This is a genomic window from Aeromonas sp. MaB10011B (assembly GCF_017939325.1).
GTDB classification, from domain to species: Bacteria; Pseudomonadota; Gammaproteobacteria; order Enterobacterales; family Aeromonadaceae; genus Aeromonas; species Aeromonas caviae.
In genome coordinates, this window is record NZ_JAGKRK010000001.1 from 89,138 (window position 1) to 109,524 (window position 20,387).

The 20,387-nt window shown below is 62.8% G+C and carries 19 protein-coding genes and 1 pseudogene; 12 read left to right on the forward strand and 8 right to left on the reverse strand.

Annotation, left to right across the window (positions count from 1 at the left end):
- Positions 1 to 3: 3 nt before the first annotated feature.
- Entirely contained in the window at positions 4 to 663 is a 660-nt protein-coding gene (locus J9893_RS00385; RefSeq protein ID WP_039040268.1) for a DUF2057 domain-containing protein, read from the forward strand.
- 70 nt (positions 664 to 733) lie between these two features.
- On the forward strand, positions 734 to 1,630 hold the full coding sequence (locus J9893_RS00390) for a histone deacetylase (RefSeq protein WP_111896755.1): 897 nt from the start codon (positions 734 to 736) through the stop codon (positions 1,628 to 1,630).
- An 89-nt stretch (positions 1,631 to 1,719) separates the two neighbouring features.
- On the opposite strand, the gene J9893_RS00395 is transcribed toward J9893_RS00390, so the two are convergent.
- Both J9893_RS00395 and ylqF read right to left on the reverse strand, forming a co-directional pair.
- Positions 1,720 to 2,868: an MFS transporter gene (locus J9893_RS00395; protein WP_111896756.1), complete on the reverse strand. Its 1,149-nt coding sequence runs from the start codon at positions 2,866 to 2,868 to the stop codon at positions 1,720 to 1,722.
- Between the two features lie 301 nt (positions 2,869 to 3,169).
- Positions 3,170 to 4,120, reverse strand: a complete 951-nt coding sequence (ylqF, locus tag J9893_RS00400) for a ribosome biogenesis GTPase YlqF (protein WP_210599815.1) — start codon at positions 4,118 to 4,120, stop codon at positions 3,170 to 3,172.
- Between the two features lie 341 nt (positions 4,121 to 4,461).
- Here ylqF and J9893_RS00405 point away from each other — a divergent pair, with 341 nt between their 5' ends.
- The 5 genes from J9893_RS00405 to rnk all read left to right on the forward strand — a co-directional run bounded on the left by J9893_RS00405 (position 4,462) and on the right by rnk (position 9,424).
- On the forward strand, positions 4,462 to 5,853 hold the full coding sequence (locus J9893_RS00405; RefSeq protein ID WP_041214887.1) for an alkaline phosphatase: 1,392 nt from the start codon (positions 4,462 to 4,464) through the stop codon (positions 5,851 to 5,853).
- A gap of 24 nt (positions 5,854 to 5,877) precedes the next feature.
- Positions 5,878 to 7,245, forward strand: coding sequence for an alkaline phosphatase (locus J9893_RS00410; protein ID WP_174218574.1), 1,368 nt, complete (start codon positions 5,878 to 5,880; stop codon positions 7,243 to 7,245).
- 50 nt (positions 7,246 to 7,295) lie between these two features.
- Positions 7,296 to 7,979, forward strand: a complete 684-nt coding sequence (locus J9893_RS00415) for a hypothetical protein (protein ID WP_029314749.1) — start codon at positions 7,296 to 7,298, stop codon at positions 7,977 to 7,979.
- A gap of 81 nt (positions 7,980 to 8,060) precedes the next feature.
- Complete coding sequence (locus tag J9893_RS00420; protein WP_210599816.1) at positions 8,061 to 8,795, forward strand: transporter substrate-binding domain-containing protein; 735 nt, start codon at positions 8,061 to 8,063, stop codon at positions 8,793 to 8,795.
- A 233-nt stretch (positions 8,796 to 9,028) separates the two neighbouring features.
- Complete coding sequence (gene rnk / locus J9893_RS00425; protein ID WP_010675253.1) at positions 9,029 to 9,424, forward strand: nucleoside diphosphate kinase regulator; 396 nt, start codon at positions 9,029 to 9,031, stop codon at positions 9,422 to 9,424.
- Between the two features lie 108 nt (positions 9,425 to 9,532).
- Here the strand turns inward: rnk and J9893_RS22040 are convergent.
- Positions 9,533 to 10,659, reverse strand: a pseudogene (locus tag J9893_RS22040) (GGDEF domain-containing protein).
- A 461-nt stretch (positions 10,660 to 11,120) separates the two neighbouring features.
- Here J9893_RS22040 and J9893_RS00435 point away from each other — a divergent pair.
- The 5 genes from J9893_RS00435 (at position 11,121) to J9893_RS00450 (ending at position 14,825) form a co-directional block, all read left to right on the forward strand.
- On the forward strand, positions 11,121 to 11,909 hold the full coding sequence (locus J9893_RS00435) for a transporter substrate-binding domain-containing protein (protein WP_010675255.1): 789 nt from the start codon (positions 11,121 to 11,123) through the stop codon (positions 11,907 to 11,909).
- A 99-nt stretch (positions 11,910 to 12,008) separates the two neighbouring features.
- On the forward strand, positions 12,009 to 12,953 hold the full coding sequence (locus J9893_RS00440; protein ID WP_041201654.1) for an amino acid ABC transporter permease: 945 nt from the start codon (positions 12,009 to 12,011) through the stop codon (positions 12,951 to 12,953).
- Positions 12,937 to 13,059, forward strand: a complete 123-nt coding sequence (locus J9893_RS21880) for a hypothetical protein (RefSeq protein ID WP_257692682.1) — start codon at positions 12,937 to 12,939, stop codon at positions 13,057 to 13,059. The genes J9893_RS00440 and J9893_RS21880 overlap by 17 nt, the downstream gene beginning before the upstream one ends.
- Positions 13,043 to 13,786 carry an amino acid ABC transporter ATP-binding protein gene (locus J9893_RS00445; RefSeq protein ID WP_010675257.1) on the forward strand — a complete coding sequence of 248 codons (744 nt, stop codon included), beginning with the start codon at positions 13,043 to 13,045 and terminating at the stop codon, positions 13,784 to 13,786. The genes J9893_RS21880 and J9893_RS00445 overlap by 17 nt, the downstream gene beginning before the upstream one ends.
- Before the next feature lie 199 nt (positions 13,787 to 13,985).
- Positions 13,986 to 14,825 carry a sterol desaturase family protein gene (locus tag J9893_RS00450; RefSeq protein WP_039040283.1) on the forward strand — a complete coding sequence of 280 codons (840 nt, stop codon included), beginning with the start codon at positions 13,986 to 13,988 and terminating at the stop codon, positions 14,823 to 14,825.
- A 66-nt stretch (positions 14,826 to 14,891) separates the two neighbouring features.
- Here J9893_RS00450 and J9893_RS00455 read toward each other — a convergent pair whose 3' ends face one another.
- From J9893_RS00455 to phoU, 5 genes are all read right to left on the reverse strand, one after another.
- Positions 14,892 to 16,301, reverse strand: a complete 1,410-nt coding sequence (locus J9893_RS00455) for a basic amino acid/polyamine antiporter (protein WP_042864109.1) — start codon at positions 16,299 to 16,301, stop codon at positions 14,892 to 14,894.
- Positions 16,302 to 16,310: 9 nt separating this feature from the next.
- Positions 16,311 to 17,213, reverse strand: a complete 903-nt coding sequence (locus J9893_RS00460) for a homocysteine S-methyltransferase family protein (protein WP_039040257.1) — start codon at positions 17,211 to 17,213, stop codon at positions 16,311 to 16,313.
- A gap of 293 nt (positions 17,214 to 17,506) precedes the next feature.
- Positions 17,507 to 18,049 carry a hypothetical protein gene (locus J9893_RS00465; RefSeq protein ID WP_042017561.1) on the reverse strand — a complete coding sequence of 181 codons (543 nt, stop codon included), beginning with the start codon at positions 18,047 to 18,049 and terminating at the stop codon, positions 17,507 to 17,509.
- 18 nt (positions 18,050 to 18,067) lie between these two features.
- Positions 18,068 to 19,387: a hemolysin family protein gene (locus J9893_RS00470; RefSeq protein WP_041213150.1), complete on the reverse strand. Its 1,320-nt coding sequence runs from the start codon at positions 19,385 to 19,387 to the stop codon at positions 18,068 to 18,070.
- Between the two features lie 241 nt (positions 19,388 to 19,628).
- Positions 19,629 to 20,339, reverse strand: coding sequence for a phosphate signaling complex protein PhoU (gene phoU, locus J9893_RS00475; RefSeq protein ID WP_029314752.1), 711 nt, complete (start codon positions 20,337 to 20,339; stop codon positions 19,629 to 19,631).
- Between the last annotated feature and the right edge of the window lie 48 nt (positions 20,340 to 20,387).

The following is a 20,387-nucleotide window of genomic DNA, read 5'->3' on the forward strand; positions in this document are numbered from 1 at the left end:
GAAATGAAACTGACTGTTCTGGTACCGGCCCTGGCTGGTCTGTTGTGGGCAGGTAGCGCCCTGGCCGCTAGCCAACTGGAAATTACGAATCCCTATGTCATCCAGCTGCTCGATGGCGAACCCGTCAACCCCCAGCTGCTCGACAAAGCCACCGTCTTCTCCCTGGAGCCCGGCAGGCACCAGGTCGTGGTCGCCTTCGAGGGCAACTACTCCAGCCGCAGTGAAACCAAGCTGGTCACCGCCGAGCCCCTGGTGATCAACTTCACCGCCGCCGACAACCAGCAACTCTTCCTCGACTTCAAGAAGCCCCGCAAGGAAGAAGAAGCCAAGCGTTTCGTCAAGGAACAGAACGTCGTTCTGAAAGACAAATCCACCGGCCAGGTCCTGAAATCCGAGCAGTTCGTCATGCCGACCGTGGGTGGCTTCCAGCTGACCCGTGACTATCAGCAGGAGCTGCTGAAGATGGGCAAGGCCTTCAACCAGCCCAAGACCGTTTCCGTCTCCACCGCCGCCGTGATGGCTGCCGCCAGCGCACCGGTGGAAGTGGCCCCGAGCAAGGCCATGAGCAACCCGGAAGCCCTGACCCAGCTGCAGAGCTGGTACAACAAGGCCGATGCGGAGACCCGCAAAGCCTTCCAGATCTGGGTGATCCAGCAGCAGTAAGGCGCATCGCACGCCTGCATCGAGGGGAGCCTGGCTCCCCTTTTTCATACCCGTTCATGGCCGATGCTTCATGTCACTGCGCATCTTCTATCACCCCCACTACTCCGCCCTGACACTGCCCGAGCGTCACCGCTTCCCCCTGGCCAAGTACCAGGCGCTGTTTGAACGCCTCGTCGCCCTCGACTATCCGCTGGCACAGGCCACCCCTGCCAGCCGTGAGCAGATAGAGAAGGTGCACGATGCGGCCTATGTACAGGCCGCCCTCGCCGGCACCCTCGATGAAGGGGCCATTCGCCGGCTCGGCTTTCCCTGGTCTCCCCTGCTGATAGAACGTACCATGCACTCGGTCGGCGCCACCCTGGCCGCCAGCCGCCACGCCCTTGCGCAGGGCTGCGGACTGCAGATCTCCGGTGGCTACCACCACGCACACCGGGGATTTGGCAGCGGCTTCTGCCTCTTCAACGACCTTGTGATCGCAGCGCGAACCTGCCTGGACGAGGGACTCTGCGAGCGGGTACTGATCGTGGATCTCGATGTCCATCAGGGAGATGGCAGCGCCGCCCTGTGCACGGGCAGCCGTGACATCATCACCCTCTCCCTGCACGGGGAACACAACTTCCCCCGCCACAAGCCAGCCTCCCATCTGGACTTTCCCCTGCCAAGCGGCATGGAGGACGACGCCTATCTCGAGACCCTGGACCAGGCCCTCGCCCTGGCTCATCGCCTCTACGCCCCTGACTTCATCCTCTATCAGGCCGGGGTGGATGTGCACCGGGACGACGAGCTAGGCTACCTCTCCCTGAGCGACTCCGGCGTGCGCCAGCGCGATGCCATGGTCTTTGACTCTGCGCTTCGCCACGGGCTGCCCATCACCGCCGTACCGGGAGGGGGTTACCGGCGAGACTGGCAGCAGTTGATCCCGCTGCACCTCTCGCTCTTTGAAGTAGCAAGGCACCGGTTTGGTTGAGCGGCACCACCCGGCCCATGACGAAAAAGAGGCGACCCTTGGGTCGCCTCTTCTATATCAGTGCACAGGGATGATGACGCCGTCTGCCCTCAGGCATGGGCCATTGGCGTCGGGTGCTCGCCCATCTTGCGCAGCAGCATCAGCAGATAGACCAGGGAGACCCCGGCAATCACCATGAACAGCAAATGATCCGAGTAGTGCTGCATCAGGAGCGCCGTCAGGGTGGGCCCGAGCAGGCTGCCGATGGTGTAGCTCAGCAGCAGCGCCTGGTTCATGGCCACCAGTTGATGCTGCTCCACCTTCTCGCAGGCCCAGGCCATGGCCACCGGGTAGAGCGTGAAGCCCGCGGCCCCCAGAATGAACAGCGTCGGTCCCATGGCCGCGTTGCCGAGCATCGCCATGGCCCCCAGGATCACCACCAGCACCTGTACCCGCAGCACCGGCAGGCGCCCGAAACGATCAGCCAGACGCCCCACCGGCCATTGCCCCAGGATGCCTGCGCTCACCATCACCGCCATCCAGTAGCCGATGGCCCCGTCGCTCACCCCCTGGTGGTTCAGATAGAGCGGCATCAGACCATAAAGCACCCCCAGCACGATGCCGGAGAGGATGCAGCCGTTCACCCCCAGACGCGCCTGACGCATGCGCAGCATCGGCCAGACCGGAGTCCTGGCCTGGTGGTTCCCTGACGGACTGGCGATGCGGGTGAACAAGAGCGGCAGCATGGCCGCCAACACCAGGGCGGTCAGCCAGGGCAGCACCGCCATCAGCGACGTCGGCACCTTGCTCACCAGCAGTTGCCCAAGCACAGTGCCCACGTAATAGACCATCATGTAGGCAGCCAGCAGGCGACCCCGATTGCGGGCGTTGCCGCTGCACATCAGCGCGCTCTCCACCACCACCCAGATCATGGCGCAGCCGACCCCGGCGATGAATCGCCAGGCGAGCCAGCTCCAGAACGCCAGGGTAATGCCGAGCCCGACGCAGCCTGCGGCAAAGAGCGCACTGGCCAGGTAGTAACTGCGATTGAAGCCGCAGCGGGCGATGAGTCTGCCCGCCAGCAGGGTTCCCAGCAGGTTGCCGGTGAAATAGGAGGAGCCGACCATGCCGACCTGCCAGGTGGGCAGATGCTCATGGGCGAGCCAGAGCGGCACCAGGGTATTCAATACCGCGATGGCCAGGGTCAGCAACAGCAGGCCACAGAGCAGGAGCAGCACCGGGCGGGAGTATGTGGTCATGGATAGAACCGTGGGGAGAGGCAAAATGCGAGCGCATCATGCCACCGCCTGTGCCTTTGTCAATCGGCACTGAGGCCGGGTCGCAAGGTTTTTCTGCCCACCGTGATGGCAACGCGGCACGGCCCTCCCCTGACGGGAGCCTCATCCCCTTGATTGGCCGGCACGTTGGTCATGATAAGGAGAAGCGGGCGGTTGAATATCGCCCCTGTGCCTCCCTCACGCCAGAGCGCCATGACCAGAAGAGGCGACCCAGGGCCGCCTCTTCTTGTTATCAAGCACAACCTATCGTGCACAACGCCGGTCAGCGCTGGCGCTTCTTGGCGTACTTGCGACGAGCCCGGGCCTGGCGCTCCTCTTCCCGCTTCGCCTTCTCCCTGGCTTTCTGCTCAGCCTCGGCCTCGGCTTCCACTATCTCGACGCTCACCATCTCTGGCGTCTCCAGGGAGATCCGCCCCAGCATGCCGGACCGGAATTCATTGACCAGGATTTCCGAGGCCTTGTGCAGATCCGCAAGCCCCCCCTTGCGCATGAAGCCGCGCTGACGGGCAATGAGATCCAGCAGCTCGATCTCGGTCTCCGGCAGCTCGCTCAGCTGGTAGCGTGCCTTGATGCGCTCCGGATAGGCCTTGATGAAGTAGTCGGCGGCAAACATGGCGATGTCGGCGTAATCGAAGACGGTATCCTTGATGGCCGCCGTGATCGCCAGTCGATAACCGCAGGAGGGCGGGTTGAGCTTGGGCCACAGGAAGCCAGGGGTGTCCGTCAGGATGACGTGGTTGTCGAGCTTGATCCGCTGCTGGGACTTGGTCACCCCCGCCTCGTTGCCGGTCTTGGCGATGATGCGCCCCGCCAGGGTGTTGATCAGGGTGGACTTGCCCACGTTGGGGATGCCCATGATCATGGCGCGCACCCCGCGCAGCTCGAAGTTGCGCTCCGGCAGCATCTCGTGGCACAGGGTCAGCAGTTGCTTGATCATCGTAGGCTCCTGCTGGGTCAGGGGCAGAGCCTTGATCCCCTTCTCCTGCTCCATGTGGGCCACCCACAGCGCGGTGATCTCGGGGTCGGCAAGGTCTGCCTTGTTGAGCACCTTGATCACCGGCGTCTCCCCGCGCAGCTCCGGCACCAGGGGGTTCTCGCTGGAGAAGGGGATGCGGGCGTCGAGCATCTCGATGATGACATCGACCTGGGGCATGACCTCTGCAATCTCTTTGCGGGCCTTGTGCATGTGGCCGGGGAACCAGTTGATGGACATATCCGTTACTCTCTCATTGGCATGCGGTCCCCTCTCGGGGCTGCGGGCGCTCGGGGTTGCGGGTGCGTGGTGATGCGCCAGACCGCTGGCACTCATCGCAAGGGGGCGCATTTTACCTGCTGCGGCCCCGATTTGACAGGCTATTCTGGCCGGGTGTTGTCACCCGGGTGGCCGGATGCCCGCCACGCCACCGGGAGGTGAGTGGCAGAACACAATCAACATAACCCATTGATATAAGATAACATTTGCAAGGCGCTTTCACCGTATTGTCATCTCTCTTCACTAAAAGTGTCATCTGCCCCCTCTAGGCTGCGCTCAGGTTTCACAAGGAGCGAACCCCAATGAGAAAGATGGCAGGACTTGCAGTGATGATAGGCGCCGCCCTGGCCGCCGGCTGCAACTCCAACAACGACAGCAACACCCCGGAACCCAGCGCCAAGAACGTGATCTTCTTCCTCGGCGACGGCATGGGTCTCAACACCCTGACCGCCTCCCGGATCTATGGCGTCGGCGAAGAGGGCAGCCTCACCATCGACACCCTGCCGGAAACGGCCTTCATCAAGACCTTCTCCCACGATGCTCAGGTGACCGACTCGGCCCCCTCCATGGCGGCCTACATGACCGGGGTCAAGAGCAACAACGGCGTCATCAGCATGGACAGCGACGCCACCCAGGAGAGCGATTGCAGCCAGAGCGGCGGCAAAGCGGTGACCACCCTGCTGGAGCTGGCCAAGGCCGATGGCCGTGGCACCGGCGTGGTCACCACCACCCGGGTCACCCACGCCACCCCGGCCGCCACCTATGCCCATATCTGCAACCGGGACCTGGAGGCTGATATCGCCGTCCAGATGGTGCCGGGGGGCAGCGGTTACAACAGCGCCCTGAAGGAGGGGCTGGACGTGGTGCTCGGGGGCGGCAGCAGCTTCTTCCTGCCCAGCGCCGACAAGGGCAAGCGGACCGATGGTCGCAACCTCATCGACGAGATGAAGGCGAAGGGCTATCAGTTTGCCGCCACCCTGGACGAGCTGAACCAGGCCGATGCGAGCAAGCCGCTGCTGGGCCTGTTTGGCTCAAGCCACATGAAATATGACCTGGACCGGCCCGCCAGCGAGCCGTCACTGGCCCAGATGACCCTGGCTGCCATCAAGCAGCTCAAGGGCAAAGAGAAGGGCTACTTCCTAATGGTGGAAGGGGGGCGTATCGACCACGCCCTGCACGACACCAACGCCAAGCGCGCCCTGCAGGATACCCTCGCCTTCGACAACGCCATCCTGGCCGCCATCAATGAAGTGAAGAAAACCGATCCCGAGCTGAAAAACACCCTGATCGTGGTCACCGCCGACCATGACCACACGCTTGTGCTCAACGGGTACGCCAAGCGCACCGGCAAGACCACGGCAGGCAATGCGGGCGTGCTCGGGCTGGTGAAGAACTACGAGACCGGCGAGCCAAGCAAGGATAGCGATGGCATGCCCTACACCATCATCGGCTTTGGCAACGGCTACAACCGAGTGGATGGCCCGCGCAGCAGCGTGGCGGCCCTCGACGACGCCACCACCTCCGCCGACGACTATCACCAGGAGGTGGTGGTCAAGGTGGGCGAGATAGGCAACGAGACCCACGGCGGTACCGATGTCTTCCTCGGCGCCATCGGCCAGGGGGCGGAGCGCTTCCACGGCTCTCTCGACAACACCGCCGTGTTCGGCAAGATCAAGGCTGCGGCCAAGCTGTAAGGGATTATCAGGATGAACATCACCATGAAAAAGACGCTGGTCTGCACCGCCCTGCTCGGCACGCTTGGCGGCCTCTCCCAGGCGCACGCCGCCGATGCCAAGAACGTCATCCTCTTTATCGGTGACGGCATGGGTCCCACCGTGCTCACCGCCACCCGCCTGTTCAAGGTGGGGGAAGAGGGGGATCTCGAGATGATGAAACTGCCCCAGAGCGCGCGCATCAAGACCTTCTCCCACGATGCCCAGACCACGGACTCCGCCCCCTCCATGGCGGCCTACACCACCGGCGTCAAGATGAACAACGAGGTGATCGCCATGAGCAGCGACACCAGGGCCGTGGCACCGTCCAAGGATGCCAACGGCAACAAGGGCATCAACAACTGCACCAGCGACAACGGAAGCCCGGTGCCCACCATTCTCGAGCTGGCCAAGGCAGCCGGCAAGTCGGTGGGAGCCGTCACGACCACGGAGCTCACCCATGCCACCCCGGCGGCGACCTATTCCCATATCTGCCACCGGGATGCGGCCTACGCCATCGCCGAGCAGGCGGTACCGGGCGGCGCCGGCTTCAACCAGGCGCTGGGGGATGGGGTCGATGTGCTGATGGGGGGCGGCGCCAACCACTGGACGCCCTACAGCGCCAGCAACAAGGGCGGCCGGGCCGACGGCCGGGATCTCACCGCCGAGCTGACCGCCCGGGGCTACCGCTATGTCACCACCAAGGATGAGCTCTCTGCTGTCAACTCGGGCAAGGTGCTGGGGCTGTTCAGCACCAAATCCCACCTCGACTACGAACTGGACCGCGTCGCCAAGGGGGCGGCTAGTACCCAGCCGTCCCTCTCCGAGATGACCGCCAAGGCGATCGATCTGCTCAGCCAGAACAGCCAGGGCTACTTCCTGATGGTGGAGGGGGGACGTATCGACCACGCCCTGCATGCCACCAACGCCAAGCGATCCCTGACCGATGCGGTGGCGCTGGACGAGGCGGTCAAGACGGCCCTCGGCAAAGTGGATTTGAGCGATACCCTGATCGTGGTCACCGCCGACCACGACCACACCATGACCATCAACGGCTATTCAGCCAAGGGCAACAAGGTGCTGGATCTGGTCAAGAACGCCGATGGCTCGACCCAGAACGACGCGGACGGCAAGCCGTTCACTACCCTGGTATTCGGCAACGGCCCCAACCGCCAGGACCAGCGTCCCACCCTCACCAGCGATGAGGTGATGGCGGATGACTACCTACAGGAGACCGGGGTCAAGCTCGGCTCCGAGACTCACGGCGGCGGAGATGTGATGCTGTTCGCGGGCGGCGCAGGCAGCAGCCAGTTCAAGGGCACCCTCGACAACACCCGGGTGTTCGGCAAGCTCAGGGAGGCCCTCGGCCTGTGATAAAGGGGCCCGGCACCTCGCCGGGCACCTTTTCCGTCGAGCGAGAGACGATGATGAAATATCTGCTTTCTTTATGGCTGCTGGGCAGCGCCCTCTCCTTCCCCCTCCTGGCCGACGAGGTGCCCGATCTGGCCGCCCGCATCCGCTACGTGGACAGGGTGACCGGCAGCGACGGCATCACCCGGGAGAGCCAGTGGCAGGAGAAGTGGCTGCGGGTCGGTGACCAGGTGTGGAGCCAGCGGCTCATTCCCGTTCCCCTGGCCCGTGCCTATCACGCCACCCATGATGCCCGCCCCGGCCACAAACACTTCACTCACCAGATGGCGGCACGCTGGGTCACCCGCAGCGAGGGAGACGCACTCCAGTTGCGCTACGCCGATGCCTGGCACAACCAGCTGGTGGAGGTACCGCAGGAGGAGTACGGCCAGGTGGCCTTCAAACCGGAGTGGGCGCGGATCCGCCACCTCATCAACCCTTCCCTGTTAGAGGGAATGACACCGCTGGATGAGGCCGCCCCCGACCAGGCGAACTGGTATGAGACCCGCGAAGGTCGCCAGCGTACCCGCATCCTCTGGTCGAGCCGCTGGCAGTTGCCCCTGGTGGTGGAGTCGGCAAGCCTCGACGGTTATCGCAGCTACCGGATGGAGGTGACGCTCAAGCCGCTGCCAAAGACCCTCCCCTGGCAGCAACTGGCAGGGTACCAGACCCTGGATCTGCGGGATTTCTTCGACTGATCCCCCCAGGCTGCAATCGCCTGGCTGACATGACGTAACGGGATGTTACACTCTCTGTACTCATCCCGGACCCGAACATCCATGCGCCTTGTTACTCTGCTTCTGCTGCTCTCCCCTCTGATCGTCTGCGCCTTTTCGGCCCGTGCCGTGGTCGTCGTGGCCGCGGACATTCCCCCCTATGTGATCCGCGCCCAGCAGGGTGCGCCGAGCGGCATGGCCATCGAGGTGCTGGAGGAGGCTGCCCGCCGCCTCGGGGAACCGCTCGAGATCGAGTTGATGCCGCTGGCTCGCGCCCTCAGCCAGGCCAGCCACCGCCCGGATGTCCTGTTGTTGCCCCCGGCCCGAAATACCCAGCGCGAACCACTGTTTCTCTGGATTGCCCCCCTGCTGGAGGAGGCCTTCGTGCTGGTCAGCCATCGCCGTCACCATCCAGCGCCGCTCTCCATGAAGACGTTGCCTGGCCTCACCGTTGGCGTGATGCGTGGCTCCCATAGCCAGAGCCTGATCCAGCCGCTGACAGGGGTGACCCAGGAGCTGGTCACCGAGGAGGTCAGCAACGCCAGCAAGCTGGCGCGCGGCCGCATCCAGGCCTGGGCGGTGGCCTGGAACACCGCCCGTTACAACCAGCAGCGGGCGGGTCTGCCGCTCCCGGATCTGGTGCGGGGCGAGACCTTGCAGCAGAGCACCCTCTACCTGGCCGCCAGTCCCCGCTTCTCCCGCAGCGAGGCGCTGCGCTGGCGCCGGGTCATTCAGGAAATGAGGGAGGATGGCAGTCTCGCGCGCATCCTGCACCAGTACGATTACCAGGCTCCCTGATGAGAAAGTCAGCCCAATTGCCAAACCACCCCAGAATGGTTATGGTATCTCCATGAAAGCAATCATGATTTTTTCCAGTACGCTCACACCCCGCTGAGCCCCCGCCCTCGCCCCGCTGCGCGAGTCGCTCGGGGGCATCGCTTTTGCTGTCTGCTTTTTACCCTTGCACCGTTTTTTGTCGACCAGTCTGCCCGTCATCCTGGTCCCTTCAGTCCTTGATAAGGAAATACCCTATGAAACAGCCTCATCTCGTCATCTCCAGCCTGGATCTGGATCGCATCGAACAGCTGCTTGGCAACCACCCCCAGCACCTTGCCCTGCAAGAGGAGCTGGATCGCGCCGAGATCCGCGAACCCGCCGACATGCCGCCGGACGTGGTGACCATGAACAGCACGGTGCGCTTCAAGATGCAAAACAGCGGCAACGACTTCTGCCTGACGCTGGTCTATCCGAAGGATGTGCAGGGGGACGAATCGAAGATCTCCGTGCTGGCGCCAGTGGGCAGCGCCCTGCTGGGGCTCAAGGTGGGTGACAGCATCGCCTGGCCGGGGCCGGCCGGTCGCACCATCCAGGTGGAGATCCTGGAAGTGGTCTATCAGCCGGAACGCGCGGGGGAGTTGCACCGCTGACAGGCTGCCAGGCTGCCATTCAGATCTGATGCGACCAGGTGGCTGACTCGGTATGCCTTTGTCCGGTCGGAGTCAAGGGCCACCGGCCGGGCATGACCTGACGGGGGATCAGGCCCCCTGACAGATCCGGTTCTTGCCCTCCCGCTTGGCCTGATAGAGAGCGCGATCTGCCTGGCTGAACAGGGTGTCAAAGTGCCATTCGCGGGCGCTGGGCGCCCACCCCAGGCTGGCCGTCACCCGGACCCCCTTCAGCCCCAGCGTTTCTATCCCCTGGCGGATCTGCTCGCAGCGCGCCTGCTGGGCCAGGGGGTCCCGCTCGGGCAACAGCAACACAAACTCTTCCCCGCCGAAGCGGCTGGCCACCAGATCCCGCTGGCCGGCAAGATAGCGACCCACCGCCTCCAGCACCCTGTCCCCGGTCTCGTGACCGTGGCGATCATTGATCTGCTGAAGTCGTCGAGATCCAGCACCACCAGCGCCCCCAGCCTTGCCATCGTCACGCAGTGATCCATGAAGCCGCGCCGGTTCAGGAGGCCGGTCAGGGGATCCTGGCTGGCCTGTCGACGCAGGGCCAGGGCCCGGTACTGGGTACAGAGCAGCAGCACCCCGAAGGTCGACAGATAGTTGCCCATCAGCATGGAGAGGAAGGGGAGCACATTGACCGCATGCTGATCCATCAGGACCCGCACCTCGCCGCCGAGCAGGGCCCCCATGTGCACCAGATTGAAACCGTAGAGCAGGATGTTGACCACGGTGAACACCAGCACCGCAGGCAGATAGTCAGGGTAGCCATGGCGCCAGATGAGCCAGACAATCACCGCCCCCACCATCATGTAGCTCAGGCAGGCCAGCAGCACCCGGGGGGCCATCTTGTCGTTGAAGATGACGCTCCAGCAGAGGATCAGCAGATAGACCAGCATGAAGAGGGTGAAGGCCCGCCAGTTTGGCGGCTCCCCGAAGAAGCGCTGGATGGCGAGTGGCATCAGGGCGAGGCAGAAGGTGATGAGCAGGTTGGCCAGCCAGATCCCCGCGATATGGGGGGAAAATGCCTGCATGAAGAAGAGCGATTGCGCCGCCAGGGCACAGAGGCTGGACCACCACCAGAGCCCGAGACCGGGTATTTCCCTGTGGGTCGACCAGATGATGGAGAGGGTGATGAATCCCAGGCTGTAGCCCCCGAGGGCCATCAACATCAGGGTAAATACGTCCAGATTGAGCAGAATTGAGGCGTCCATTCCCGAACCTTCCAATGGGGATGGCTGAGTATATGGGAAGCCCATGACAAGACACAGAGGGAGCCTATTGGCCGGGCAAAAATATTTGCCCGGCTCGCACGCCCCATTCCCCGTGAAGCGTGCCGGACAACGCCCTGTCTGTGCCCGGATTTTCCACCGAGACGGCCGCCGGATATTTTGCACTTGAACCGGCGCCATTAGATAGATATGTTGTTTTCATGTGGTTTTATGAGTCACCACGACGGATAAAAGTCTCCATAACTTATTGAGTCTTCTGGCACAAACAGGTTTTGGTACATTTTTCATCCAACGAACCATTCATAGAATCTCATATGGGGCTTTTGCCCCGACCAAGACAATAATCCTGTCTTGCCTGCTGCCGGATGCAGCAGTCTCTTGTGCCATGGAGTCGCACGGGAGCAGGTTCAAGGCCGACCACATTTACGACAGAGACGTCATTTATGATCAAAAAACTCATTCTTTCTACCCTGCTGCTGTGCGGGCTGGCCAACGCCGCGCCCACTTCCACCCTGGATGCCGTGCTGGAGCGCGGTGTGCTGCGGGTCGGCTTCGATGCCGGCTATCAACCCTTCGAGATGACCAACAAGCAGGGCCAGTACATCGGCTTTGACGTGGATCTCGCCAAGATGGTCGCCAAGGAGATGGGCGTGAAGGTGGAGTTCGTCAACACCGCCTGGGACGGCATCATCCCCGCGCTCTTGACCGACAAATTCGACGTCATCATGGGCGGCATGACCGTCACTCCCCAGCGCAACCTGCGCGTGAACTTTGCCGATCCCTACATCGTCGTCGGCCAGACCATCGTGCTTCGCAAAGACAAGGCGGGCGAAATCAAATCCTTCCAGGACCTCAACGATCCCAAATACAAGATCGCGGTCAAACTCGGCACTACGGGTGAGCAAGCGGTCAAGCGCATGATCCCCAAAGCCACCCTGCTGCAGTTTGAAACCCAGGATGACGCCAAGCTGGAAGTGATCAACGGCAAGGTGGATGCCTTCGTCTACGACCTGCCCTACAACGCCATCTTCGCGTCCCAGAACCAGGGCGCCGTGGTGCACCTCGACAAGCCGTTCACCTTCGAGCCGCTGGCCTGGGCCATCCGCAAGGGGGATCAGGACACCCTCAACTGGTTCAACAACTACCTGCGCCAGATCAAGGGTGACGGCAGCTACGACCGTCTCTACAAGAAGTGGTTTGAATCCACCGCCTGGCTGAACCAGCTCAAATAACCTCTCAAAGGGGCGGCATGCCGCCCCTTCACGCAGACTCCCCACACGATAACGACAAAAGAGGTTGTGACAGTGATCAACCCCAAACTCACAAGACAGATGGAAAAACAGCCCAATCAGCTGCTCTGGCACGGGATCTTCCTGCTGCTGGTGCTGGCCGCCATTTTCGGCATCTACAAGGCCGTGCAGGCTGTGGATTACACCTGGCGCTGGGAACGCATTCCCCAGTACATCGCCTATCAGGCAGAACAGAAACACTATGCCGAGTTTGACGGCACTGTGGTCGCGGACAAGGGACAGCTCTTCCTGCAAGACGATCTCGACCCCAGCCGCCGTCAGGCCATCGCTCCCAAGGGCTCCCAGCTGGCTGAAGGGGATACCGTCTTCCTCGGCGATACCCTGGATGTGCAACTGAGCTGGACCGCCGGCCCCATTGCCTGGGGCGTCTGGGTCACGGTCAAGCTCTCCCTGGTGGCAGGCATCTTCGCCATCCTGCTTGGCACCCTGGCCGGGCTCGCCCGCCTCTCCCCCAATCCGGCCCTGCGCAACCTGGCCGTGACCTATGTGGAGCTCATCCGTGGCACCCCGTTGCTGGTGCAGATCTTCATCGTCTATTTCTTTATCGGCACCGTGCTGAACCTCGACCGATTCACCGCTGGTGTGGCGGCGCTCGCGGTCTTCACCGGCGCCTACGTGGCGGAGATCGTGCGCGCCGGCATCAGCTCCATTCACAAGGGGCAGATGGAAGCGGGCAGAAGCCTTGGCATGACCTCGGCCCAGACCATGCGCTACGTCATCCTGCCCCAGGCCTTCAAACGGGTGCTGCCACCGCTCGCGGGTCAGTTCATCAACCTCATCAAGGACTCCTCTCTGGTCTCCGTCATCTCCATCACCGATCTCACCAAGGCGGGGCGCGAAGTGGTCAGCTCCACCTTCAGCCCGTTCGAGGTGTGGTTCACCGTGGCTCTGCTCTATCTGGTGCTGACCGGCACTCTCTCCTTCCTGGTGCGTCGTCTGGAGGTGAAATATGCGCGCAGCAACTGATCCCGTTATCAAGGCGCCATCGGTGTCGAAACGTTCTGCCATCACCGGCACTCCCTGTCCCTTCCCGGTGCGTCGTCTGGAGGTGAACTATGCGCGCTGCAACTGATCCCATCATCAAGGCGACCGGTGTAGAGAAGTTCTACGGCACTGAGGTGCACGCCCTGAAAAACGTCAGCACCCAGGTGGCCGAAGGGGAAGTGGTGGTGATCGTGGGGCCGAGCGGCTCGGGCAAGTCCACCTTCCTGCGCACCCTCAACCAGCTGGAGACCATCAACGATGGCAATATCGTGGTCGACGGCATCAGCCTCACCGAACCCGGGGATGTCAACAAGCTGCGGGAAGAGGTGGGCATGGTGTTCCAGTCCTTCAACCTCTTCCCTCACCTGACGGTGCTGGACAACATCACCCTGGCCCCTCAGAAGGTGAGAGGGCTCTCTCGCCAGGAGGCAGAGGAGCGAGCCAAGGCCCTGCTGCTCAAGGTCGGTCTCTCCAACAAGGCCCAGAGCTACCCCTCCCAGCTCTCCGGCGGCCAGCAGCAGCGGGTGGCCATCGCCCGGGCGCTCGCCATGCAGCCGCGCATCATGCTGTTTGACGAGCCCACCAGCGCCCTCGACCCCGAAATGGTGGGAGAGGTGCTGGACGTCATGAAGGGGTTGGCCCGCGAAGGGATGACCATGGTGGTGGTGACTCACGAGATGGGCTTTGCCCGGGAAGTGGCGGACAGGGTGCTCTTCATGGAGAGCGGCGAGCTGCTGGTGGACGAGAAACCCGCCGACTTCTTCGACAATCCACCCTCCCCGCGCCTGCGCCAGTTCCTGAGCCAGGTGCTATAACCCGCGATGCACCAACACGAAGAGGGAGCCCATGGCTCCCTCTTCTATGCTTGCCTTCCCCCCAGATCATCTCCCTGGCGCATTGCTTGCCGCAGCCTTTTGCCATCGGGTTGTCACCACGCCAACGAGCAAGGATGTTAATGAAATTTTAAATTCATCCGGTATGCTGACATCCAACTGGTCCAACCGGATGGCTCACATGGATGTGCAACTGCTCCTGCTCTACCTCTCGCCCCTCTTTCTGGTTTTCATCGGCTGGGAGATGCTCTACCTGCGAAAACACGGCGCCGCCTATCCCACGGCGGGCTACCAGTGGAAGGATCTCTTCGCCAATGCCACCCTGGCACTGATGCATCAGGGGGGCGATGCCCTGGCCGCCATTGCCATCGCCTATCTCTATGACACCCTCTGGGGCTGGCGATTATTCGATATCGAGCTGAACCTCTGGAGCCTCTTGCTGCTCTTTCTGTTGCAGGATCTCTGCTACTGGCTGTTCCACTTCGCGAGCCACCATGTGCGCTGGCTCTGGGCCTCCCACGTGGTGCACCACAGCTCGGAGCGGCTCAACCTCTCCACCGCCTTTCGCCAGAGCCTGATGTACCCGGTCTCCGGCATGTGGCTGTTCTGGATCCCCATGATCCTCATCGGCTTCCCCCCCGAGGCGGTGGTGGCCACCGTGCTCTTGAGCCTGGGTTTTCAGTTCTTCGTCCACACCCAGGTGGTGGGCAAGCTGGGCAAACTTGAATGGATCTTCAACACCCCGTCCCACCACAGGGTGCACCACGCCAGCAATGCCAGATACATCGATCGCAACTTCGCCGGCGTGCTCATCATCTGGGACCGGCTGTTTGGCACCTTCGTGGAAGAAGACTTGGGCGAGCCGTGCCGTTTCGGCATCACCAAGCCAATTCACAGCTTCAACCCCCTCACCCTCACCTTCCACGAGTGGCGCGACATGCTGCAAGAGGCCCGGGGCCTCCCATGGCGGCAAAAGCTCGCCGTGCTGTTTGGCAAACCGGCGGGCCCCACCAGCGGTTGACCCACCGACCAGGATAAAAAAGAGCGCACAGGGGCGCTCTTTTTCATGACAGGGACAACCCCCGGGTCAGACGTGAACGAAGGACCAGACGGCGGGGATCAGGCTCAGCAGCGTCACCCCGGCCAGCAGCCGTTCGCGCCCGCTGAGCCGCTGTTCGGCGCCGAGCTGGCGACGGCTGTAGAGAAACAGCAGCAGACCCGGCCCGTAGAGCAGAAGCGACAGCAGCAGGTACTCCACCCCGGCGGCGTAGAGCAGCCAGAAACCATAACCGCTCGACACCAGCGCCACCACCCGCATCAGGCCGCGGCCCTGCCCCCCCTTGCCACTGAAGACCAGCTTGAGCAGGAAGAGGCCGATGAGCAGGTAGGGCACCAGGATCATGGAGGTGGAGATGAGCAGCAGGTTGGTATACCCCTTGCCAAGCAGCCATACCAGCAGCAAGCAGCCCTGCACGGTCAGGCTGGTGAGCCAGAGCGAGGCGATGGGGGTGCCGTTGCGGTTCTCGCGCCGGAAGATGGCCGGGAAGGCCCCGTGACGCGCCGCGCTGAACGGCACCTCGGCCGAGAAGAGAGTCCAGCTCACGTAGGAGGCGAGCACCGACACGATGAGGCCGGCGCTGATGAGCAGCTTGCCCCAGGAACCCGTCATCTGGGCCATCAATCCCGCCATGGAGGGGTTGGGCAGGGCCGCAAGCTCCGGGCGGCTCAATATTCCGAGCGCCAGCACCGAGATGAGCACATAGAGCAGCAGCGCCAGCACCACGCCGAGCACGGTGGCGGTGCCCACGTCCCGCTTGTTTCTCGCCCGGGCCGAGAGCACCGCTGCCCCTTCGATGCCGGTGAAAACCCAGAGGGTGATGAGCATGGTGTTGCGCACCTGCTCGGAGACCGGTACCGCCAGGGTGCTGCCCTCCTGATCCGCCGCAAAGGTGACCGGATCGAACCAGTAGCAGGCGAACAGGATGAACAGCAGCAGCGGCAGGCTCTTGGCCAGGGTCGCCACCAGATTGAACAGGGCCGCCTGCTGCACGCCTCGGGCCACCAGCAGGTGCACCGCCCAGAGGATGCAGGACTCGCCGACAAAAGCTGCCAATGTGTTGCCCTCGCCAAACCAGACCCGCTCCGGCGTGTCGACGAAGCTGCCCAGCGCCGCGAAGGCGATCACCAGATACCCCACCACGCCGATGGTGGCACAGAGCCAGTATCCCCAGGCGGAGAAGAACCCCACCAGCTCGCCAAAGCCGGCTCGGGCATAGCTGTAGATGCCGCCGTCGAGCTCGGGTTTGAGCCGCGACAGGTAAAGGAAGCTCATGGCCAGCGCCAGTATGCCGACCCCGGTGACGGCCCAGCCGATCAGCACGGCGCGGGCGCCCGCCACATCGGCCATGTTCTGGGGCAGGCTGAAGATGCCGGCCCCCACCATGGAGCTGAACACCAGCGCAGTGAGGGACCAGAGCCCGATCTTGCTCTCTTTCATGGGCGCTCCTTAACGCAGCCGGCTGGCCAGCGCCTCGATGTGTTCCGGACCGATGCCGCAGCAGCCGCCGATGAGGTTTGCCCCGGCTCTGCGCCAGCGCTCGGCCCAGCCGAGGTAATCCAGCGGCCCCAGATCGCCGCGGATCTCGTCCAGACCGTCATTGGCAGTCGCCTCCTTGGGCTGGGGCGGGAAGGCGTTGGCATAGGCGCCGAGGCGAACGTCGGTGCGCCCCTGAACCTGCAACGCGGCGACGGCCACCTTGAGCGCCCCTTCAATCACCTCGGGCTGGCAGCAGTTGAACAGGATGGCATCCACCCCGGCCGACGCCAACGCGGTCACGGCATCCGCCACCCGCTCGCCGGAGCGCAGGGTGGGCTCGCTGCCCGGCGCTTCGTCTTCCAGAGTAAAGGAGACCCAGAACGGCTTGCCGTCCTCGGGCAGCAGGGCCTTGAGGGCCAGGGGCTCGGCGATGAGGCTCATGGTCTCCGCCAGCCAGAGATCCACATGGGGTGACAGGGCACGGATAAGCGGTGTCGCCAGCTCGCTCACCCGCTCGGCCTGATAGAGGTCCGCACGATAGGAGCCAAAGAGCGGCGGCAAGGAGCCGGCCACCTTGACGGCTCCCCCCTGCTCGTCGGCCACGTCTCGGGCCAGTTGCCCGGCCAGAGCTGCAAGTGCCTCCCCTTGGGCGGCAAAGCGCGCCTCGCCGATGTGGAAGGGCACCAGGGCATAGCTGTTGGTAGTGATCACCCGGGCACCGCTCGTCGCATAGGCCTGGTGTACCTCGCGCACCGTCTCGGGCGCTTCCATCAACGCCAGCGCCGACCACTCCGGTTGACGGAACGGCGCACCACGCCGCGCCAGTTCACGGCCCATACCGCCATCGAGTACCCACAAATCCTGCTTGTCCATCTCTGTCTCTCTGCGTCTCCCCGCCATGACGGGTGTTTATTGTGTGAAACCATATTAAGCCATCAAAACATCTAGACGGCTAGAAATCCCAAATATCATGACCCAAAGTAGAACAAGAGGCAATCGGGGGCTACGAACAAATCCGGGCAAGCTCAGGATGATGGCGGCAAAGGGAGATCTCCCCGGCACAGGCATCACCTGGCCAGGCACTGAAACGACAAGAGGCCACCCCGGGGGGTGGCCTCTTGTGAAACAGGGGATCAAGGCGGGCACAGCCGCCGATAACCAGGGGCTCAGCGCCCGGCCAGCACCCGCTTGGTCTGCTTGACCCAGTCGGAGACCCGGCCCTGCTGGGGATAGCCCTGCCAGATCTGCTCCCACTGGGCGGGGCTGAGGGGGCGGCCCAGCCGACGCTGCACCCCGGCATAGAGGTAGTCGTGGGCCGTGGTGCGTGCCTGGGCCGAGGTGAGGAACTTGGCAACAGGGTCGGTGAGACGCACGTCCCGCATGCCGAGCAGCGGATAGTCGCTGTGCACCGCCGCCAGCATGGTCTCGCGCATGGCGGATTCGATGTAACCCCGGGCAAACAGGGCGGTGACCGATTCAAGCGACCCTTGATCCGGGCCGTGATACTCCTCGTCGAACACCGGGCTGGGCTCTGCCACGGCGCTTTGCACCACCGCATCGGGATCCTGCTGCGGGACCACCACGGCAGGCTCGGGGGTAACGGGTTTGGCAGGCGTCACTGGCTTGCGCGGTGCGCTCTGGCTGCAGGCACCCAGTGCCAGGGCGAGCGCCACACAGGCCAGCGCACGGGAATGAGTCTTCATCTTCATGATTGCTAACGAACTCCTTTAGGATTCCTGAGCGGGCTTCTCATTGCTCGCAGGTTCTACCCGGGTGACCAGCAACTGGTCAATCTTGTAACTGTCGATGTCCACCACTTCGAACTTGTAACCGGCATATTTGACCGAGTCGGTGCGCTTGGGGATCTTGCGCAGCATGTACATGATGAAACCGGCGATGGTCTCGTAGTTTTGGTTTTCCGGGAACTCCTCGATGTCGAAGGCGCGCATCACGTCGGAGATGGGGGTAACCCCGTCCACCAGCCAGGAGTTCTCGTCCCGCTGGACGATCTGCTCTTCCACCACGTGGGTGGCCCACTCCCCCATGACGGTGCTCATCAGGTCGTTCATGGTGACGATGCCCACCACCAGGGCGTATTCGTTCATCACCACCGCAAAGTCGCCGCGATGGTTCTTGAAGTACTCCATCGCCTCGTAGAGGTTGAGGGTGTCGGGAATGATGATGACGTTCTGCACCAGGGAGCCGCTGTTGAGATCGATGCTCTGGCCGCTGATGACGCGGATCAGCAGCTCCTTGGCATCCACGAACCCCTTGATGCTGTCGAGGTTGTGGTCGCACACCAGGAACTTGTTGTGGGGGTGCTCGGCGATCTTCGCCTTGATGCTCTCCTCCCCCTCTTGCAGGGTGAAGTAGATGAGGCTCTCCCGCGCCGTCATGGCGGAAGTGACACCCAGAGACTGGAGCTCGAACACGTTCTCGATGAGCTGGTGCTCCTCGCGCTGAATGACACCGGCTTCGGCACCTGCATCCATCACCGCATAAATATCGTCGGAGGTGATCTCGTCGTTGCGCACCATGGAGATGCGCATCAGCCGGAACAGGCCGTTGGCCATGCCGTTGAACAGCCACACCAGCGGCATCAGCAAGGTGACGCACAGCATCATGGGACGCACCACCACCACGGCGATCCGCTCGGGCATGGTCATGGCAAGGCGCTTGGGCATCAGGTCCGCTATCAGGATGAACATGCCGGTGACGAAGACGAACGAGGCCGCAGAGCTAATCTGGCCGAGCCAGGGCCCCTGGTAGAAGCCGGCAATCAGCTCCCTGATGGCGGGATTGAGGGCGGATTCCCCCAGGATACCGCCGAGGATGGCGACGGTATTGAGGCCTATCTGCACCACGGTAAAGAAGTTGCCCGGCTGGGCCTGCAATGCCAGCACCTTCTCGGCGTGGCGGTTGCCCTCGTCGGCCATCACCTGCAACTTGATCTTGCGGGAGGCGGCAAGGGAGATCTCGGAGAGTGAGAAGAACACGCTGCCGGCGACCAGCAGCATCAGAAAGAACAAACTATCGGCAAAACTCATGATTAACCTATTGCGACAGCCGCCTTAGCACAAGACGGCAAACTGGGCCCGGGAAACCGGACCGTGACTCCATCCGGGACTCACACAGGGGCCATATTCTAGCAGAAAAGCGCCCGCCGGGTGGCGTTATCTTGAACTGCCGTGCCATGCAATGAAAAAGGCGCTCAAAGCGCCTTTTTATTCAATCAGGGTTGGATTCCCGTCGTGCAGCCGCGACGGGAGCTCCACCCAAGGCGCCCCATCAGCCCTTGCCCAGCAGATCGCTCAGGTCATCGGCCTTGGTGTGACGCACATCCTTGCCCTTGACGTAGTAGACGATGTACTCGCAGATGTGCTGGCAGCGATCGCCGACCCGCTCGATGGCCCGTGCCGCCCACAAGACGTTCAGCACCTGCGGTATAGTGCGCGGATCTTCCATCATGTAGGTCATCAGCTCGCGGATGATGGACTCGTACTCCCGGTCCACCTTGTCATCTTCCTTGTAGACCGCCAGGGCGGCATCCAGATCCATGCGGGCGAAAGCGTCGAGCACGTCGTGGAGCATCTTGATGGTGCGACGCCCCATGTTCTCCAGCGACACCAGCGGTGGCTGGGGCTTGTTGGCGTTGTCGGTCAGCATGCGGGCAATCTTGTCCGCCACGTCGCCAATCCGCTCCAGATCCGTGATGGTCTTGATGATGGCCATCACCAGCCGCAGGTCGGACGCGGTGGGCTGACGCTTGGCGATGATGCGGGTGCACTCCTCGTCGATCGCCACTTCCATGGCGTTGACCTTGTGGTCGTTGGCCACGATCTTGCGCGCCGCATCCAGATCCTGGCCATGGATGGCGGCGATGGCGTCGGTGAGTTGCTTCTCCACCAGCCCCCCCATCACCAGTACCTGATTGCGCACGCTCTCAAGCTCGGCATTGAACTGACCGGAGATGTGTTTGTTGAGGTTCATATTGTCCATACCAGTAATCCTTGTTGCTCCGATTATGCCTTAGCCGTTGAACTGACT

Excerpts from the sequence above, each read along its gene's own strand:
- J9893_RS00385 (WP_039040268.1), top strand. The coding sequence starts at position 4 with ATGAAACTGACTGTTCTGGTACCGGCCCTGGCTGGTCTGTTGTGGGCA.
- J9893_RS00390 (WP_111896755.1), top strand. The coding sequence starts at position 734 with ATGTCACTGCGCATCTTCTATCACCCCCACTACTCCGCCCTGACACTG.
- J9893_RS00395 (WP_111896756.1), bottom strand. The coding sequence starts at position 2,868 with ATGACCACATACTCCCGCCCGGTGCTGCTCCTGCTCTGTGGCCTGCTG.
- ylqF (WP_210599815.1), bottom strand. The coding sequence starts at position 4,120 with ATGTCCATCAACTGGTTCCCCGGCCACATGCACAAGGCCCGCAAAGAG.
- J9893_RS00405 (WP_041214887.1), top strand. The coding sequence starts at position 4,462 with ATGAGAAAGATGGCAGGACTTGCAGTGATGATAGGCGCCGCCCTGGCC.
- J9893_RS00410 (WP_174218574.1), top strand. The coding sequence starts at position 5,878 with ATGAAAAAGACGCTGGTCTGCACCGCCCTGCTCGGCACGCTTGGCGGC.
- J9893_RS00415 (WP_029314749.1), top strand. The coding sequence starts at position 7,296 with ATGATGAAATATCTGCTTTCTTTATGGCTGCTGGGCAGCGCCCTCTCC.
- J9893_RS00420 (WP_210599816.1), top strand. The coding sequence starts at position 8,061 with ATGCGCCTTGTTACTCTGCTTCTGCTGCTCTCCCCTCTGATCGTCTGC.
- rnk (WP_010675253.1), top strand. The coding sequence starts at position 9,029 with ATGAAACAGCCTCATCTCGTCATCTCCAGCCTGGATCTGGATCGCATC.
- J9893_RS00435 (WP_010675255.1), top strand. The coding sequence starts at position 11,121 with ATGATCAAAAAACTCATTCTTTCTACCCTGCTGCTGTGCGGGCTGGCC.
- J9893_RS00440 (WP_041201654.1), top strand. The coding sequence starts at position 12,009 with ATGGAAAAACAGCCCAATCAGCTGCTCTGGCACGGGATCTTCCTGCTG.
- J9893_RS21880 (WP_257692682.1), top strand. The coding sequence starts at position 12,937 with ATGCGCGCAGCAACTGATCCCGTTATCAAGGCGCCATCGGTGTCGAAA.
- J9893_RS00445 (WP_010675257.1), top strand. The coding sequence starts at position 13,043 with ATGCGCGCTGCAACTGATCCCATCATCAAGGCGACCGGTGTAGAGAAG.
- J9893_RS00450 (WP_039040283.1), top strand. The coding sequence starts at position 13,986 with ATGGATGTGCAACTGCTCCTGCTCTACCTCTCGCCCCTCTTTCTGGTT.
- J9893_RS00455 (WP_042864109.1), bottom strand. The coding sequence starts at position 16,301 with ATGAAAGAGAGCAAGATCGGGCTCTGGTCCCTCACTGCGCTGGTGTTC.
- J9893_RS00460 (WP_039040257.1), bottom strand. The coding sequence starts at position 17,213 with ATGGACAAGCAGGATTTGTGGGTACTCGATGGCGGTATGGGCCGTGAA.
- J9893_RS00465 (WP_042017561.1), bottom strand. The coding sequence starts at position 18,049 with ATGAAGATGAAGACTCATTCCCGTGCGCTGGCCTGTGTGGCGCTCGCC.
- J9893_RS00470 (WP_041213150.1), bottom strand. The coding sequence starts at position 19,387 with ATGAGTTTTGCCGATAGTTTGTTCTTTCTGATGCTGCTGGTCGCCGGC.
- phoU (WP_029314752.1), bottom strand. The coding sequence starts at position 20,339 with ATGGACAATATGAACCTCAACAAACACATCTCCGGTCAGTTCAATGCC.